14 protein-coding genes are annotated in these 15488 nt (G+C 62.0%); 7 read left to right on the forward strand and 7 right to left on the reverse strand.

Annotated elements, in window-relative coordinates:
• Positions 1 to 202: 202 nt before the first annotated feature.
• The 4 genes from IG627_RS19795 to IG627_RS19810 all read right to left on the reverse strand — a co-directional run bounded on the left by IG627_RS19795 (position 203) and on the right by IG627_RS19810 (position 3421).
• Positions 203 to 679: a hypothetical protein gene (locus IG627_RS19795; RefSeq protein WP_193194898.1), complete on the reverse strand. Its 477-nt coding sequence runs from the start codon at positions 677 to 679 to the stop codon at positions 203 to 205.
• Between the two features lie 83 nt (positions 680 to 762).
• Positions 763 to 1413: an OmpA family protein gene (locus tag IG627_RS19800; protein ID WP_193194900.1), complete on the reverse strand. Its 651-nt coding sequence runs from the start codon at positions 1411 to 1413 to the stop codon at positions 763 to 765.
• A 638-nt stretch (positions 1414 to 2051) separates the two neighbouring features.
• Positions 2052 to 2276 carry a SlyX family protein gene (locus IG627_RS19805; protein WP_193194902.1) on the reverse strand — a complete coding sequence of 75 codons (225 nt, stop codon included), beginning with the start codon at positions 2274 to 2276 and terminating at the stop codon, positions 2052 to 2054.
• The gene (locus tag IG627_RS19810; protein ID WP_193194904.1) at positions 2276 to 3421 is read right to left on the reverse strand and encodes a serine hydrolase domain-containing protein; all 1146 of its coding nucleotides are present in this window, start codon (positions 3419 to 3421) and stop codon (positions 2276 to 2278) included. Before IG627_RS19810 ends, IG627_RS19805 begins: the two co-directional genes overlap by 1 nt.
• Positions 3422 to 3552: 131 nt before the next feature.
• Between IG627_RS19810 and IG627_RS19815 the strand changes: the two genes are divergently transcribed.
• Positions 3553 to 4017 (forward strand): PaaI family thioesterase, encoded by a 465-nt coding sequence (locus IG627_RS19815; protein WP_193194906.1) that lies wholly within the window; start codon positions 3553 to 3555, stop codon positions 4015 to 4017.
• 35 nt (positions 4018 to 4052) lie between these two features.
• Here IG627_RS19815 and IG627_RS19820 read toward each other — a convergent pair whose 3' ends face one another.
• Positions 4053 to 4880 carry an ion transporter gene (locus tag IG627_RS19820; protein WP_193194908.1) on the reverse strand — a complete coding sequence of 276 codons (828 nt, stop codon included), beginning with the start codon at positions 4878 to 4880 and terminating at the stop codon, positions 4053 to 4055.
• A gap of 124 nt (positions 4881 to 5004) precedes the next feature.
• Between IG627_RS19820 and yciH the strand changes: the two genes are divergently transcribed.
• Complete coding sequence (gene yciH / locus IG627_RS19825; protein ID WP_193194910.1) at positions 5005 to 5328, forward strand: stress response translation initiation inhibitor YciH; 324 nt, start codon at positions 5005 to 5007, stop codon at positions 5326 to 5328.
• A gap of 43 nt (positions 5329 to 5371) precedes the next feature.
• On the opposite strand, the gene IG627_RS19830 is transcribed toward yciH, so the two are convergent.
• Together IG627_RS19830 and IG627_RS19835 are read right to left on the reverse strand one after the other, a co-directional pair.
• Complete coding sequence (locus IG627_RS19830) at positions 5372 to 7879, reverse strand: hypothetical protein (RefSeq protein WP_193194912.1); 2508 nt, start codon at positions 7877 to 7879, stop codon at positions 5372 to 5374.
• A 215-nt stretch (positions 7880 to 8094) separates the two neighbouring features.
• Positions 8095 to 8730, reverse strand: coding sequence for a TetR/AcrR family transcriptional regulator (locus tag IG627_RS19835; RefSeq protein WP_319024620.1), 636 nt, complete (start codon positions 8728 to 8730; stop codon positions 8095 to 8097).
• Positions 8731 to 8883: 153 nt separating this feature from the next.
• Here IG627_RS19835 and IG627_RS19840 point away from each other — a divergent pair, with 153 nt between their 5' ends.
• The 5 genes from IG627_RS19840 to IG627_RS19860 are packed head-to-tail and all read left to right on the forward strand — an operon-like array spanning position 8884 to position 15414.
• Positions 8884 to 9777, forward strand: coding sequence for an SDR family oxidoreductase (locus IG627_RS19840; protein ID WP_193194914.1), 894 nt, complete (start codon positions 8884 to 8886; stop codon positions 9775 to 9777).
• Positions 9777 to 11384: an acyl-CoA carboxylase subunit beta gene (locus IG627_RS19845; RefSeq protein ID WP_193194916.1), complete on the forward strand. Its 1608-nt coding sequence runs from the start codon at positions 9777 to 9779 to the stop codon at positions 11382 to 11384. The genes IG627_RS19840 and IG627_RS19845 overlap by 1 nt, the downstream gene beginning before the upstream one ends.
• Positions 11385 to 11443: 59 nt before the next feature.
• Entirely contained in the window at positions 11444 to 12610 is a 1167-nt protein-coding gene (locus IG627_RS19850; protein ID WP_193194918.1) for an acyl-CoA dehydrogenase family protein, read from the forward strand.
• 12 nt (positions 12611 to 12622) lie between these two features.
• The gene (locus tag IG627_RS19855; protein ID WP_193194920.1) at positions 12623 to 13426 is read left to right on the forward strand and encodes an enoyl-CoA hydratase/isomerase family protein; all 804 of its coding nucleotides are present in this window, start codon (positions 12623 to 12625) and stop codon (positions 13424 to 13426) included.
• Positions 13426 to 15414 (forward strand): ATP-binding protein, encoded by a 1989-nt coding sequence (locus IG627_RS19860; protein ID WP_193194922.1) that lies wholly within the window; start codon positions 13426 to 13428, stop codon positions 15412 to 15414. The genes IG627_RS19855 and IG627_RS19860 overlap by 1 nt, the downstream gene beginning before the upstream one ends.
• Positions 15415 to 15488 lie beyond the last annotated feature (74 nt).

Consider the following 15488-nt stretch of genomic DNA (forward strand, 5'->3'; position numbering starts at 1 on the left):
AGGAGCGTGGCTTAGCTGGCTAAATGAGCGACGAGCAACGCGGCATGGCCCGTTTTGGGGCGGCAACGCGAAGGGACGGGGCCGTTTTTCCGCAATGCTGCGTTGCAGTTCGCTTATGTGGCGGGCCACACGGCGCTCACTGCGCCTTGCCTTGCGAAAAAACGGCCTCCGTCGCGGCCATCGAATTTAGTGTGAACAGGCCCTAGCCATTAACTACTTCCCGAAGGCGCGCGAGCAGCGGGTCCGCCTCGGACTCCGCCACGGCCGCGTCGCAGCTGCGCAACTGCAACCTGCCGAAACTGTCCGGGCTGGCAAAAATCAGATAGCGTGCGCCCTTTTCCAGTTTCTTGTCGCAGTACTCCAGACCCAGGCGAAAGGCGACCAGGCGATTGGCCTGCCCTTTCCATACGTGGCGGGAAACTGCTGAATAGACATAGCCGGAGAGCGCAATCATTCCCGGCTCCGACAGGGCGTTGTCAACGTCCCGATGCACACCCGTAATCTGCACCTGCGCAACCAGCTCTGCCTCCGTATAACGCAGCGCCAGACTGTCGCCGACTCCGTTCATACTGGCGCCAGTCTCGCCCTCTTGTGCAAACAGTGTCGCCGTGCAGCAGACTGACAGCCCGATCAGAAAGGGACTCAGTGAGCGGCGTATTTTCCTTCCATATGTTGCCACGTCCTATTCTCCTGTATTCCGCTCCCGGGCTCACCAAAGAGCCCCAACAAAAAAGGGCACCGAAGTGCCCTTTTTATTCCACATTATTTGAGCGGTAGCAACTCCAGCTCTACCCTGCGGTTGGCCTGGCGGCCCGCATCGGAATCGTTGCTCGCGAGCGGGTAGCGCTCACCGTAACCGACTGCCTGGACGCGGCCACTGGCGACGCCACGACCGGTGAAGAAGCCGGCGACAGAATTCGCACGGCGCTCACTCAGGGTCTGGTTGTAGACATCGGAGCCGGTGCTATCGGTATGGCCACTCACGCGGATCGCCGTCTGGTCAAACTCCTTCAGCACGATGATCACCGAATCCAGGGTGTCGTAGAAATCGGTGCGGATATCGGCGCGGTTGGTGGCGAAGGTGATGTTGCCGGGCATGATCAGGCGAATATTGTCGCCTTCCCGCTGTACCCGCACGCCGGTTCCCTCCAGGCGCTGGCGCAGGGCCATTTCCTGGCGGTCCATGTAGTAGCCGATGCCACCACCAATGGCTGCGCCACCCACGGCACCGGTAAGAGCGCCTTTCTTGCGGTCTTTCTTGCTGGCGGTAGCCGCACCGATAATGGCCCCCGCCACGGCGCCGGCGCCGGCGCCCTTGGCCACATTACTGGTCTTGCTCTCGCCTGTGTAGGGGTCGAGCGTAGTACAGCCCACCAGTGAGCCCAATGCGAGAATTGCTACCCATTTTTTCATGTAAGGTTCTCCTAACGCTAAGTCGATGAACGGGTGTCGAGGTTTGCGGCGGTCTGCGCCCCCGCAATATGATTCAAATTATGGCCACAGCCAGCTGACTGACAGCTGAACCGGGCCCCTTATTTCGGTACCGAAGCCTAGGGGCAAATCCCAGACAGGTCTACCAACTGTCGCGCATTTGTGAGCGACAACCCCTACCGGGATCACGGATATACCGAGTTTCCCGGCGCTGTGAATGACGACCGGCGAGCCGGATCTTAGTCCACAAGATCTGTGGATAACTCTGTGCATGAAGCGGTAAAAGGCTGCGCCAGGCGGCGCAAACCCTCGATTCCAGCACTTTGCGCACTTTTTAAACTCTTCATTTTTTTCTTTAAAAAACAATAAGTTATAGAAAAATCAAGATTTTGCGTACCACTTTTTCAGCCACAGCCAACAGCGACACTTTCACCCTGTCGTCATGTGGAAAAAGTTTTGTCAATACTTGACTCGCGGGAGAAAAATGAAATTTTTAGAAAAATTTCTGATTAGGGACCGATGAATCCGTTCCGCAAGTCATTAAGGTACTGGAGTCCCAGCCCTGTTCTGTCGCGGCGCAACGGGAATCACTGTCAGCCAGGGTGGTCAGGCCAGTCATTCTAATAGTGAGGCGGTTTCTCATCAGTACCCTTATCACCCTGCAATTCAAAGGAGAGATCCTGGTACTTGTCACCCAGCTCCCGCAGCCGCGCCTTCAAGGCACGAATGTCGGCGTCCTGTGCGGCAATCACATCGTTGAGCTGGGCGATGGTGTCCTCCTGGAACGCCTGGCGGCTCTCCAGTTCCTCCACTCTCGCAATCAAGTCGGCCAGTCTCTGTTCCATCACAACAACCTGTATAGGTGATCCACCAGACTTACCGAGCGCCGGTCCATAAACAGGCTCTGGCCGAGACGCGTTGTCACATAGCCACAGCCGATGCCGCACTCCGGATCCGCAAAGCCAACACTGCCGCCGGCACCGGGGTGCCCGAACCCCTGCTCCCCGCCGAAGCGCAGGTCTGCGGCCCGGCCGCTGCGGATAAACCCGCAGCCAAAACTGACCTCCGCCTGCAGTATCGCGTCGCGCCCGCGGCTCTGCTCGCGCGCCGCCTCCGCAACCAGCTCTGGCGGCAGGGCGCCGGGATTATCCGATGCCAGGTCACCATAGACTGCAGCCAGGTCGCGCGCACTGAAATGGCCGTTGGCGGCCGGAATCAGCGCTCCGCGCCACTCGGCACTGTTGGTCCCCATCATCAGGCTGACCGGATTGGTAAACGCCATGGATACCGGACCCTTGCGGTCCTCCTTGATCGCACGCCCCACGGCATTCTCCCTCAGTTCCGGCAGCGGTTGCTTGAGCGGCCCCACGTCGGCAACACGGGTCGAACGGTGCCCACTGGCGCCGAAACCGCCGTCGAGATCGAGGGGTTTGGCAACACCCCGCCGGTAGAGTTCCGGCAGGGATGTTGAGGAAACCCGCTCCAGCAGGCCGCCAACACTCCAGCCGTAGAGAAAGGGTGCATAGCCCTGGTGGCTGCCGGGCACCCACCAGGGTTCCGAGGCGGCAACCTGGGCACAGGCGCCGCTCCAGTCGTAGATCAAACCATCACTGACCTTTTCGCGGAAGGCCACAAGGCCGGCTCGGTGGCACAGCAGCTGCCGGGCGCTCACCTGCTCCTTGCCGGCGGCGGCGAATTCCGGCCAGTAATCGGCCACGGGCCGATCCAGGTCCAGGTTGCCGGCCGCCACCTGCTGCAGTGCCAGCAGCGCCAGTATGCCCTTGGAGGAGGAGAACACATTGGCCAGGGTATCTTCTGTATAGGGAGTCTCTCCCGCCCGGTCCGCGCTGCCCGCCCACAGGGAGACAATCAACTCGCCGTGCTGGCGCACCGCAAAGGCCGCGCCGCTGTCGCCGCTCTCGCGGAAATTGGCGGCAAAGGTGTCGTAGAGCGCCTCAAAGCCGGGGGCGCAATAGCCGTAGATCTCCATGGGTCTCCGTCCAGCAGGGTATTTCGAGGCGCCGTAGTTTACTGCCTCGCGCTCCGTGGCGATACACCGGTTACTTCCCCTGCCCCAATCAAATGGTTAGCATGGCGCCACCGAAAAATGGGGGAATATGAATGACCGAGCAAAAGGCAATCCAGGACCAGATACCCGGCAACCACTGCTTCGGCTGCGGCCCGGACAACGACAGGGGCCTTCGGATCAAGAGCTATTGGAGCGACGACGACAGGACCCACTGCGACTTTACCCCCCAACCCCACCACAGCGCCGGCCCCGTGCAGTACCTGAACGGCGGCATCATCGCCACGGTGATCGACTGCCACACCATCTGCACCGCCATCGCCGACGGCTACCTGCAGGCCGGGCGCCCCGTCGGCAGTGGTGGCAAGATCTGGTACGCGACCGGAAAGCTCGAAGTGAATTACCAGGCACCGGCGGCTATCGATAAGCCGGTGACGCTGGAAGCCAGGATTGTGGAACGCAGTGAAAAGAAGACCCTCTTGCACTGCGACCTCATCAGCGGTGGCCGCGTCTGCGCCAGCGCAGAAGTGGTGGCCGTCAGGGTCCCGGACAACTGGTAAATGGCATACAGCGGGCGGACTCTGTGTCCGCCGCTTCAGCGCACCTCTTCCAGTTCCGCCAGCTTGTAACCGCAGTGCTTGCAGTACTCTGCATCCCTGTCGTGCCCGGCGCGACTGCAATTATCACAGCGGTGCAGCGTGCGATCGTGGCGTAGTTCAGTGGCCAGCTCCGCGGTCACTATGCCGGTGGGCACCGCAATGATCGAGTAGCCGATCAGCATCGTCATGGCTGCTATGCCCTGGCCGATCGAGGTCTGCGGTGAGATATCGCCATAGCCTACCGTAGTGATGGTCACTATCGCCCAGTAAATACTCTTGGGGATACTGGTAAAGCCGTGCTTTGGCCCTTCAACCACGAACATCAGTGCGCCGAAGATGACGCACATCACCAGCACACTGGCATAGAAGACAAGGATCTTGCGGCGCGCCAATCCCAGGGAGCGCAATAGAATATTGGCATCCCTCAGGTAGCGAACCAATTTGAGAACCCGGAAAATGCGCAGCACGCGCAGGAGGCGAATCACCAGCAGATAGCTGGCTCCAGTAAACAGCAGGGCCAGGTAGCTGGGCAAAATCGCCAGCAGGTCGACGATGCCATAAAAACTGAAGATATACTGGCGGCGATTGACAGCACAGTAGATGCGCAAAAAATATTCGACTGTAAAAAGGCCGGTAAACACCCATTCCAGAGCAAAAAGCAATTCCCCGTGGCGCCCCGCGATTCCCTCTACGGATACCAGCAGCACCAGCGCCACACTGATCAAAATGGCCCAGATCAGAAAGACATCAAATCTCCGGCCCGCCGGGGTGTCGGTACCGAAAATCACCTCGTTGAGCCATTTACGCCTGCCGGTCAGTGCCATAATCCCTCCGGGAAAACCCCGACTATAACCCCGGCGCAGGGATACCGCCAGATGGCACCTCGGGCGCTTTCCCTGTACCCTTGCGCCATTCCATTCCCGCCGAGCCAGCAGCTGTTTACTTGCCATGAAAAAAGAGAATCGCCTCGTCTACTCCACCGATCGCGGCCGCATCAAAGAGGACTCCAGACCGGAAAAACGCCGAGAGGGCGACGGCACAGTGCGGATCCAACGGGAAACAAAGGGTCGCAAAGGCAAAGGGGTCACCTGTGTGCGCGGCCTGCCCGGTACCGATGCCGAGTTGAAGCTGATGTTGGCAGAGATGAAAAAGCGCTGCGGCTGCGGCGGCGCCCTCAAGGATGGCGTGATCGAAATCCAGGGCGACAAGCGCGATGAGATCAGGGCCCTGCTGGAGGCGAAGGACTACAAGGTGAAACTGGCCGGTGGCTAGCGATCAGTGGAAGCCTGCTTCCATATCGATCACTATCCACTGATCACCCACCGCTAACTCCCGACTTCATCAACCGCAGGGGCCTGATTTTCAAGGCCCGCTCCTGTTTCAGGCAGGCATCGAGTAGCCGCGAAAGCTGTATCCGGTAGTGTTCACCGATGGCGGCGCTGGCACTCTTGCATTTGAGTTCCATCACCTGCAGGGCATCGATAATGCCCTGCCGCTGTTTCGGCAGTTTCGGTACCGGGGCTCTGTCGACCCTGTCCTGCAATGCGCTGTCGAGCCCCAGTCTGCGCAGCACCTCGGAGGCGTCCACCTCGGAGAAGATCCCCTCCAGTTCCCGACCAGCCAGGGCGAAATACTTCTGTACCAGCTCACCCTGCCCCTCGTCCAGCGACAACCGGTCTATCATCAGGCCGAGAATATCCGCATAGTTGTCCAGCTTTTCCAGCCGCGGCGACAACAGGTCGTAGGCAGAGAGCTGCTCCAGGCACTTCTGCCCGGCCTGCCGCTCCACAGTCGGCATGGTTTCGAGCGCGCGCTCTATGCGCAGATAAAAGCCACAGAATATCTGCCGCGCCTGCTGCTGCAGTTCCACGCGGCGCACCCGGTTGTCCCTGGCGCTCTCGTCAGCCGCCGCCGGCGTGGTTCCACTGAGGAAATACGCTTGTGGCTGTATCTTGTCGTGATTCCTGACCAGCGCGGCTCCCAGCTGAATGGCAGCACCGCGCGCAAACAGGTTATCGCAGCGCTGCTCCAGTTCTCGCAGTTCCACCAGTTTGCCGCGCAGCCAGTCAATGGCCGCCTGCAGATCCATGGCCCGCAAGTCTTCGTTGGCGGGTAACTCCAGCGGCAGCATATGTCGCGGAGGTAACTGATTGAAGTACTCACCGAGGAGCTGCGCCGCCTGCTCCGCCTCCCGGCTCGCACACAACAGCCGACGGTTTTCCACCGCGCGGGCACCTTCGCCACCGATGGCAGCGCTGAGACCAATACTCAGCGCCGACAGGTCCCCGAACAGTTTCTGCGCGGAGAACGCCCGCTGCAGCAGAGGCTGCAGGGCCAGCTCCTCGGCCCAGGCAATGCGCTCATTGTCCGCAGCCTGGGCGCAATCCCAGGCATCGCTGGCCTGCGCCATCGCCAGTTCCAGATTGGAGCGGGTCTCCCGATCCAGGTTGCAATGCATCCACTGCACCGCGGCCGGATAATCCTGCAGGTGCTGGCCGGCAACGGACGCCTCGCGGTTGATTTCCGCCACCACCAGTTCCGCGTGAACCAGCTGGTGCCACTTTTCCGCGAACTGCGCGAAATCATCGCTGCCGAGCAGCTGTGCGACCCAGGCATCCCCGCGTCGCTCCAGTCGCCGCGCAATGGCACCGGTAAGCGACCGGTGAAATTCGTATAGCCGATCCACCAGCGGCAACAGCCCGCGACCGCAATAGATAAAGACGGTGTGAAACGGCCTCTGCAGCGCACCGGGTTCACCACTCGGCGCTACAATGTTGCGCTCATTTTCCAGGGCTCCCTGCATCACCTGCAGGCGTCGGGCCGTATCCAATACCAGCAGCGCCGTGACACCGCCCAGCCTGCCCCGATAGATACCCAGCGCCCTTGCCGCCAGGGCCAGTAACTCGTTGCCATTCAGCGTGCGAACCGCGGCCAGACCGATATTGAGCGGCAACTGCTGTCGGAATACCCCGGACAGCCCGGGCTCTGCAACCACTTCGGCACCGGTGCTGACGGTAATCCTTTCCGTTCTCGGCAGACCGGTCTTTTCTGCCAGCACCTGCAGCATCAGGTAGAACCCCTGGGCATCGGCCTGCGTCAGGGGCCTGCTGCCCTGTGCCGCCGGTACCAGGCGCCGCGTGGCAAAGTAGGGCCAGACCAACAGCGCGGCGACAAATCCTGCCAGCAGAATAGACACAAGATTTCGGGCAATGGTCGAGGGCGCCAGGTCGCCGACCGTCGCGGCTTCGGCAATCTGCCAGAGCGCACCGCCGGCGGCGTAAACACAGAAACAACCGAGGGCGAAGAACCACCCGGGCACCAGCATTGCCGGAATCAATCCCAAGGCCAGCCGAAGCTTTTCGGCCGCGGTTTCCCGCAGTGATATCGGTTTATCGGCAAACAGGGCTTCGAGCTGTACGCGGGCCCTGCTCGCGGACGGCATGGGCGGCGGAGAACTTTCAGCGACTTCTTTGACAGGCGCGCGCTTTTTCTCGGCAGCTTCTGTCATTGGCGGCGCGGCACCCTGGGTGCGCGCGCGGCGCTTCTGCGCAAACTGCATTTTCGCGATCAGCGCGCGATTGTCGTACTTGCCCGCCGGGAATACCTCTACCCGCAGGCCAATCTTCTGCAGACGGGTGCGATACTCCACCACCTGGGTGGAGGACAGCTGATCCTTGATGACCCACCCCTTAACCATAAGGCGGCGCGCCTGGACGAGCGGAATGGAAAATGCCTTCGCCGCGTCCTGCAGCACTGCCTCCGGCGCTTTGGCCCGCAGGGTCTTCCCCGCGGAGACCACCTGAAACTTTTCCTGGCCAGACACTCTTGCACTCCTGTCATTTAGTGACACTCAGCGTCACATTCCGTTCGATTGGAGCAGCGGAGATTAAAAGATTCCCGGCGCGCGCGGTGCGCACTGGTTCTCACGGAATTTCGTCCGCGAGGACATTGCATTGAAAAAGCGGCGGTGTGCACATTGAGTCTGTGAAATCGGGCCAGGTCTGTTGGCCCGGATGGCGAACAGATAGAAGGCCCGGCTTACTGCGGTGCAAATATCAGCAGTACCCTATCCGCCAGCTCCACCAGCGAAAGCCCCCTGCCCTTGGGCTTGAACCAGCTGTGGCTATGGCTGAGGGCGCCCAGCAACAGGCGGCGCGTCAGCGCCGGATCGCCGCCCGGACAATCGGCGCCGCCGATGGTTTCCAACCAGATCCGCTCATATTCATCCCGCAGACGCAGCACTGATCTCTGGCTGTCCGCGGAGAGGCTGCGCCACTCTGCCACCAGAATCGAGAAACCGGGCACTGCCAGGCCGTGAATGGCCTCCAGCTCGCACAGAATGCAGGCGCGCAACCGCTCCCGAGGCGAATCCGCCCCCGCCACCGCGCTGGCCATACGCGCCCGTGCGTAGACAGTCACCTCCTGCATCACACTGCAGAGAATGTCCTCCTTGCTGGCGAAGTGGTGGAAGATACTGCCGGACAGAATCCCCACCTCGGCGGCGATCTCCCGCACCGTGGTGCGGGCAAAGCCCTTTTGCTCAAACAGGCGTGCCGCCGCGTTCAGCAGCCGCCCCCGGGGCGAATCGGGATCTGTCAGAACACCCTCGGCCACCAGCGACGCCATCAGCTGGCGCGGCGACACCATCCCGGCACCTACGGCATCCCTTTGCACAGAACTCACCCCTTTCACAGAATCCTCACAACTCGACTATTGAATACCAAGCGCTTGCTTGGTAGCGTTAGACCATTCTGCGCTTTCATCCGCTGCGGTGCAAGCGGCCACAGGGCGGCAATCACCGCGCAATAAATACAGAGAGTCGGGCCTATGAGTTACCAGAGTCAGCTGCGTCCCGGCAGCTTCGAGGGACGGACCCTTGTGGTCACCGGCGGCGGCAGCGGTATCGGTCGCTGTATCGCCCACGAGCTGGCGAGCCTCGGCGCCCACGTGGTGCTGGTCGGGCGCAGTCGCGAAAAACTCGAGACGACGTCGGCGGAAATCCGCACGGATGGTGGCGACTGCAGCTGGTTCAGCCTCGATATTCGCAACGAGGAACAGGTACAGGAAGCCGTCGCCGGGATTCTCCGCACGCGGGAGGTGATTCACGGCCTGGTCAACAACGCTGGCGGCCAGTACCCGTCGCCGCTGGAACAGATCAGCGGCAAGGGCTTCGAAGCGGTGGTGCGCAGCAACCTGCTGGGCGGCTTCCTGGTGGCCCGCGAGATCTTTGTACAGTCGATGAAAGGCCGCGGCGGCTGCATCGTCAACATCACAGCCGACAACAGTGGCGGCATGCCGATGATGGGACACTCGGGTGCCGCCCGTGCCGGCATGGAAAACCTGACCGAAACCGCGGCGGTGGAATGGGCTGCGCGGGGTGTCCGGGTCAATGCGGTGGCGCCGGGCTATATCCTCTCCAGTGGATTCGACACTTACGACCCGCAGTTCCTGCGCCAGCTGCTGCCCGGATTTCGCGACAGTATCCCCCTGCATCGCCTCGGCGAGGAAGCCGAGATCAGCGGCGCCGTCTGTTTCCTGTTGTCCGATGCCGCCAGCTATATCACCGGCCAGACTCTACGCATCGACGGTGGCTCCAGCCTGAAGCACCACTCCCCCCTGTGGCGCCCCGCGGCGGAAGCGGGCGGTAAGCGCTTCAACGGCTTCCATCGCAGCCGCAGGCCGCAGGTGGTCGAAGAGATGGAAGCGGAGGGCAAGCTCTGATGCAGCCGATAGAGTCCCGACTGGACAGCCGCTCTGTGGAGTTCAATGACAATCGCGAAGCCATGCTGCAGGAAATCGGGCGCTTCCGCGCCGCCGAGCAGCTCCCGGTTACAGCGGAACTTGAAAAGGTCGAACGCTATCGCCAGCGCGGCTGGCTGCTGCCGCGGGAGCGACTCAACCGACTGCTGGACCCAGGCGCGCCCTTTATCGAACTCTGCGCCCTGGCCGGCTACAAACTCCACGATGATCGCGACGGCAGCGGCGCCGGCGGTGGCGCCATCTGCGGCATAGGGCAGGTCTCAGGCCGACGCTGCATGGTGCGGGTCGACAATTACGCGGTGAAAGGGGGGACCATCTCCCCAGCCGGAATGGACAAAGCCCTGCGCATGCAGCAGATAGCACTGGAGAACCGCCTGCCCATCGTCGCCCTGGCACAGAGCGGCGGCGCCAATCTGATGTACGCTACCGAGACCTTCGCCCCGGGCGGCCGCGGTTTTGCCAACCAGGCGCGCCTCTCCGCCGCGGGTATCCCGCAGGTCACCGTGGTCCACGGCGGTGCCACCGCCGGCGGCGCCTACCAGCCGGGCCTGTCGGACTATGTGGTGATGGTGCGCGGCCAGACCGGTATGTACCTGGCCGGCCCACCGCTGCTCAAGGCAGCCACCGGTGAAGTGGCCGATGAAGAGAGTCTCGGCGGGGCGGAAATGCACTGCGGGCAGTCCGGCAGCGGTGACTACCTGGCCGAGGACGATGCGGATGCTATCCGTATTGCGCGGGAAATTGTCGCCAGCCTCCCCCCGCCCAGCTTCCGGTATCAACCGCCAGACTATTCCGAGCCCCACTATCCGATCGAAGAGCTGCTGGGACTGATACCGGCGGACAGCCGCAAACCCTACGATGTGCGCGAGATCCTCGCGCGTATCGCCGACGGCTCGGCGCTGCTGGATTTCAAACCGGAATTTGACCGCCAGACTTTTTGCGGCCATATCCGCATCGAGGGCCACCCCGTCGGCGTTATCGGCAATAACGGCCCCATTACTCCCGGCGGAGCCAGCAAGGCCGCACAGTTTATCCAGCTGTGTGAACAGAGCGCTACCCCCCTGCTCTTCCTCCACAACACCACCGGATTTATGGTGGGCACACAAGTGGAGCAACTGGGGATTATCAAGCACGGTTCCAAATTGATACAGGCAGTTGCCAATGCCAGCGTACCCAAGATCAGCATCGTCGTCGGTGGTTCCTACGGCGCCGGCAATTATGCCATGTGTGGCCGCGGCTTCGACCCGCGCTTTATTTTTGCCTGGCCGAACTCGCGCACTGCGGTGATGGGGGCAACCCAGGCCGGAAAGGTACTGCGCATAGTGACCGAACAGAAAATGCAACGCGCCGGCCAGGTGGACGAGGCCGCTCTGGAAAAGCTGGAAACGGACACCGCGACCTTTATGCAGGCCAACTCCGACGCCCTCGCCTGCAGTGCGCGACTCTGGGACGACGGCATCATCGATCCGAGGGATACGCGCAAGCTGCTGGGCATGCTGCTGGAGATCTGTCGCGAAGCGGAGCAAATAGAACCGAGGCAAAGCACTTTCGGTGTGGCCAGATTCTAAAAATAAACCCCGCCGCTCCTACAGGAAAAATACGAATCCAAAAAAACGGGACAAAAATAATGATTCTGACCGACGAACACCGGGAACTGCAGCGCACTGTGCGCAACTTCGTGCAGCAGGAAATCAACCCGAATGTCCCGGAGTGGGAAAAAGCCGGCGCCTTTCCCATTCGCGAGATTTTCGCCCGGCTGGGTCAATTGGGCCTGCTGGGTATCAGCAAGTCTCCCAGTTACAGCGGCCTGGGCCTCGACTTCAGTTACGAAATGGTTTTTCTGGAGGAACTGGGCGCGGCCCACTGCGGCGGTGTGCCCCTTTCCATCGCCGTGCAGACCTCCATGTCGACGCCGGCCCTGGCGAACTTTGCCAGCGACGCCCTGCGCGAGCAGTTCCTGGCCCCGGCGATCCGCGGTGAGATGGTCGGCGCCATCGCCGTATCCGAACCCGGCGCCGGCTCCGATGTCGCCGCGGTGAAAACCACAGCTGTGCCGGACGGCGGCGACTATATCGTCAACGGCAGCAAGATGTGGATCACCAATGCCCCCTGTGCGGACTTCTTCTGCACCCTGGTGAATACCGGCGACGGCAAGGCACACAAAAACAAATCCCTGCTGATTATCCCCGCCAAAACCCCGGGCGTGCGCGTGGGCGAGAAACTGGACAAACTCGGCATGCGCTCCTCGGAGACTGCACCGGTGTTTTTCGACAATGTGCGGGTGCCGCAGAGCCATCGCATCGGCGACGAGGGTGCCGGTTTCCTGCTGCAGATGCTGCAGTTCCAGGAGGAGCGCTTGGCCGGCACCGCACTGACCATCAAGGGGCTGGAGAACTGTGTAACCAGCACCATCGACTATGTGCGCGATCGGCACGCCTTCGACGCCCCGCTGCTGAACAACCAGACGGTGCACTTCGCCCTGGCGGAAATGCAGACAGAGGTGGAATGCCTGCGGGCGCTGACCTGGCAGGCGGTAGAGGCCTATGTGGGCGGCGAGGATGTCACCACCCTGGCATCCATGGCCAAGCTCAAGGCCGGCCGCCTGTCGCGGACTATTCCCGACCAGTGCCTGCAGTTCTGGGGTGGCATGGGCTATATCGAGGAGACGGCGATCAACCGCGCCTACCGCGACTGCCGCCTGACCGCCATCGGCGGCGGTGCCGACGAAGTGATGCTCGGTATTATCTGCAAGCTGATGGGCATATTGCCCGGCAAACGCAAACCCTCGGCATAAGGCACCACGACCATGCAGACCCTGGTTACCGAAACCCGCGGCATCGCGCAATTGATTACGCTCAACAAACCACGGCAGCACAATGCAATCAGCCTGCAGATGGTGGACGAATTGCTGCGGCAACTGGACGAGGCCGAGCGGGATCCGGCGCTGCGCGCCCTGGTCTTGCGCGGAGCCGGCGGCAACTTCTGTGCCGGCGGCGATATCGGCGACATGCTGGCCGCGCGGCAGAGTGCCGCCGACGGTGACAGCCATGCGTTTTTCCAGCTCAATCGCCGCTTCGGCGAGCTGCTGCAGAAATTCAACCACAGCCGCCTGGTGGTCATCGCACTGCTCGAGGGCGCGGTGATGGGCGGTGGTTTTGGCCTCGCCTGCATCGCGGACATCGCCATAGCCACTGCCGATACAAAGTTTTCCCTGCCCGAGACCCGGCTGGGCCTGCCTCCGGCACAGATAGCCCCCTTTGTGGTCGCCCGACTGGGCCTGTCCCAGGCACGACGCCTGGCGCTGAGCGGCGCGACCATCGGTGGGCACCAGGCACTGGAGATAGGCCTGGCACATCAGCTGGTCGAGGACGCAGAAATGCTCGAAGAGACACTGGAAAAGCAGCTGCAGTCGGTGCGCGCCTGCGCGCCGGGTGCACTGGCCGCAACCAAACAGTTGCTGCTCGCCAGCGCGCAGGTTTCCAGCGACGAGGATTTGAACCAACTACTGGACAGGGGCGCGGCAGTCTTTTCCGATGCCATCCAGGGTTGTGAAGGGCTCGAGGGCGCGCGCGCCTTTCTGGAAAAAAGAGCTGCGGAGTGGCAATGCTGATGTCGATACCACCAACACTGCTGATTGCCAACCGCGGCGAGATTGCCCTGCGCATCGCGCGCACGGCGCGCGCCGAGGGCTACCGCACCGTCGCAATCTACAGCGATGCAGACCGTAATGCGCCGCACACACAGGGCGTCGACTGCGCCGTCGCCATCGGCGGCCAGACCCCGGCCCAGTCCTACCTGGATATCGATAAAGTCATCACCGCCGCAAAAAAATCCAATGCAACAGCACTGCATCCGGGCTACGGCTTCCTGGCCGAAAACGCCGAACTCGCCCGCGCCTGCGCCGAAAACGGCATACAGTTTATCGGCCCCTCCGCGGAGGTCATCGAGCTGATGGGCAACAAGCGCGGTGCCAAGGACTTTGTCGCCGCCGCCGGCGTACCCTGCATTCCCGGTTTTCAGGGGGCCCAGGACGAACAGACACTGATCACCGAGGCGCAGAGAATCGGTTTCCCGCTGATGATCAAGGCAGCCGCTGGTGGCGGCGGCCGCGGCATGCGCCTGGCGCAGAGCGCCGACAGTTTAGCTTCCCAGTTGCGCTCGGCGCGCAGCGAGGCGCTGAGCGCCTTCGGCAGTGACGAGATAATCCTGGAAAAGGCACTGGTCGATGCGCGCCATATCGAGATCCAGATCTTCGCCGACAGTTGCGGTAATGTGATTCACCTGGGCGAGCGCGACTGCTCCATCCAGCGCCGCCACCAGAAAGTCGTGGAGGAATCCCCCTCCCCCGCGGTAGACCCGCAGCTCCGGGAGCGGATGGGAGCCGCGGCAATCACTGCAGCCAGGGCCTGCGGCTACCTGGGCGCGGGCACCGTGGAATTCCTGCTGGACGGCGGCGGCGACTTTTATTTCCTCGAGATGAATACCCGCCTGCAGGTGGAGCACCCGGTAACCGAGCTGGTGACCGGCTTCGACCTGGTGGCCTGGCAGCTGGCAGTGGCGCGCGGCGAGCCGCTGCCGGTGACTCAGCAACAGGTGCCCCAGCGCGGTCACGCCATCGAAGTGCGACTCTATGCGGAAGACCCGCAAAACCAGTTCCTGCCGCAAGCGGGCCCGATACATCGCTGGCGACCGCCCCGGGGCGAAGGTATTCGCATCGACCACGGGATAGCCGCCGGTATGGAAATCTCACCCTATTACGACCCGATGCTCGGCAAGCTGATCGCCCACGGCCGCGACCGGGGTGAAGCGCTGCGCAGGCTGCACCGCGCCCTGGGTCAACTGGAATTGATAGGCCCCAAAAACAATATTCACTTCCTGTGCCAGCTGCTCGAGGATACCCGATTCAGTGCCGGCCGTTTCAGCACCGCCTTCCTGGACAGGACCTTTACCTATTCTCCGCAACCGGAACCGGATGCGGAAATCCTGGCCATCGCCACTGTGCTGAACCACGAGCGCCACCTGCAGGCCGCCGACAGGCGCAGCGGTCGCGCCAACTGGCGCAGCAGCGACAATAGCCTGCCACTGCACTATCGGTTGCGCTCAGAATCACAGCCGTTCGACTGTGCCCTCCACTGTTTGGGAGGCCATCGCTATCGGGTGAACGCCGCCGGGCGGGACTTCGATATCGAAGTGCAGGCCTTTGGAGAAGACGATGCAGAGCTGAGCATCAATGGCATCGGGCGCCAACAGCCATTTGTTCGAATCGACGGCGCCCTCGCTCTGCTGTGCGGCGCTCGCCAGTGGCAGTTCGCGGACATTACCCATGCACCTGCCAGTGCCAGCGAAGGCGCGGGCAGTGGCCGCATCGCAGCACCGATGGACGGCTGTATCGTCGAAATCTGTGTGCAGCCCAACCAGGCCGTCAGCCGCGGCGACACCCTCGCAGTGATGGAGGCAATGAAAATGGAACACCCGCTGAAGGCCGACCGCGACGGCACTGTGGCAAGGCTGGCAGCGGCCGCCGGCGACCAGGTGCGCGGCGGCCAGCTGTTGGTGGAAATCGACTCGGCAGATATATCGGTCGACACAGCAACCTGAGGGAAGCACTGTGTACGGTGTGGAATGATGAACGATGAACAGCTGTCCCGATCCCGAGCCGTGGTAGACAGCAA

The organism is Microbulbifer taiwanensis (assembly GCF_014904815.1).
Taxonomy (GTDB): Bacteria; Pseudomonadota; Gammaproteobacteria; order Pseudomonadales; family Cellvibrionaceae; genus Microbulbifer; species Microbulbifer taiwanensis.

What these genes read in the sequence shown, in the direction of transcription:
- IG627_RS19800 (WP_193194900.1), bottom strand. Translation starts at nt 1,413, where the DNA reads ATGAAAAAATGGGTAGCAATTCTCGCATTGGGCTCACTGGTGGGCTGT.
- IG627_RS19805 (WP_193194902.1), bottom strand. Translation starts at nt 2,276, where the DNA reads ATGGAACAGAGACTGGCCGACTTGATTGCGAGAGTGGAGGAACTGGAG.
- IG627_RS19810 (WP_193194904.1), bottom strand. Translation starts at nt 3,421, where the DNA reads ATGGAGATCTACGGCTATTGCGCCCCCGGCTTTGAGGCGCTCTACGAC.
- IG627_RS19815 (WP_193194906.1), top strand. Translation starts at nt 3,553, where the DNA reads ATGACCGAGCAAAAGGCAATCCAGGACCAGATACCCGGCAACCACTGC.
- IG627_RS19820 (WP_193194908.1), bottom strand. Translation starts at nt 4,880, where the DNA reads ATGGCACTGACCGGCAGGCGTAAATGGCTCAACGAGGTGATTTTCGGT.
- yciH (WP_193194910.1), top strand. Translation starts at nt 5,005, where the DNA reads ATGAAAAAAGAGAATCGCCTCGTCTACTCCACCGATCGCGGCCGCATC.
- IG627_RS19840 (WP_193194914.1), top strand. Translation starts at nt 8,884, where the DNA reads ATGAGTTACCAGAGTCAGCTGCGTCCCGGCAGCTTCGAGGGACGGACC.
- IG627_RS19845 (WP_193194916.1), top strand. Translation starts at nt 9,777, where the DNA reads ATGCAGCCGATAGAGTCCCGACTGGACAGCCGCTCTGTGGAGTTCAAT.
- IG627_RS19850 (WP_193194918.1), top strand. Translation starts at nt 11,444, where the DNA reads ATGATTCTGACCGACGAACACCGGGAACTGCAGCGCACTGTGCGCAAC.
- IG627_RS19855 (WP_193194920.1), top strand. Translation starts at nt 12,623, where the DNA reads ATGCAGACCCTGGTTACCGAAACCCGCGGCATCGCGCAATTGATTACG.
- IG627_RS19860 (WP_193194922.1), top strand. Translation starts at nt 13,426, where the DNA reads ATGTCGATACCACCAACACTGCTGATTGCCAACCGCGGCGAGATTGCC.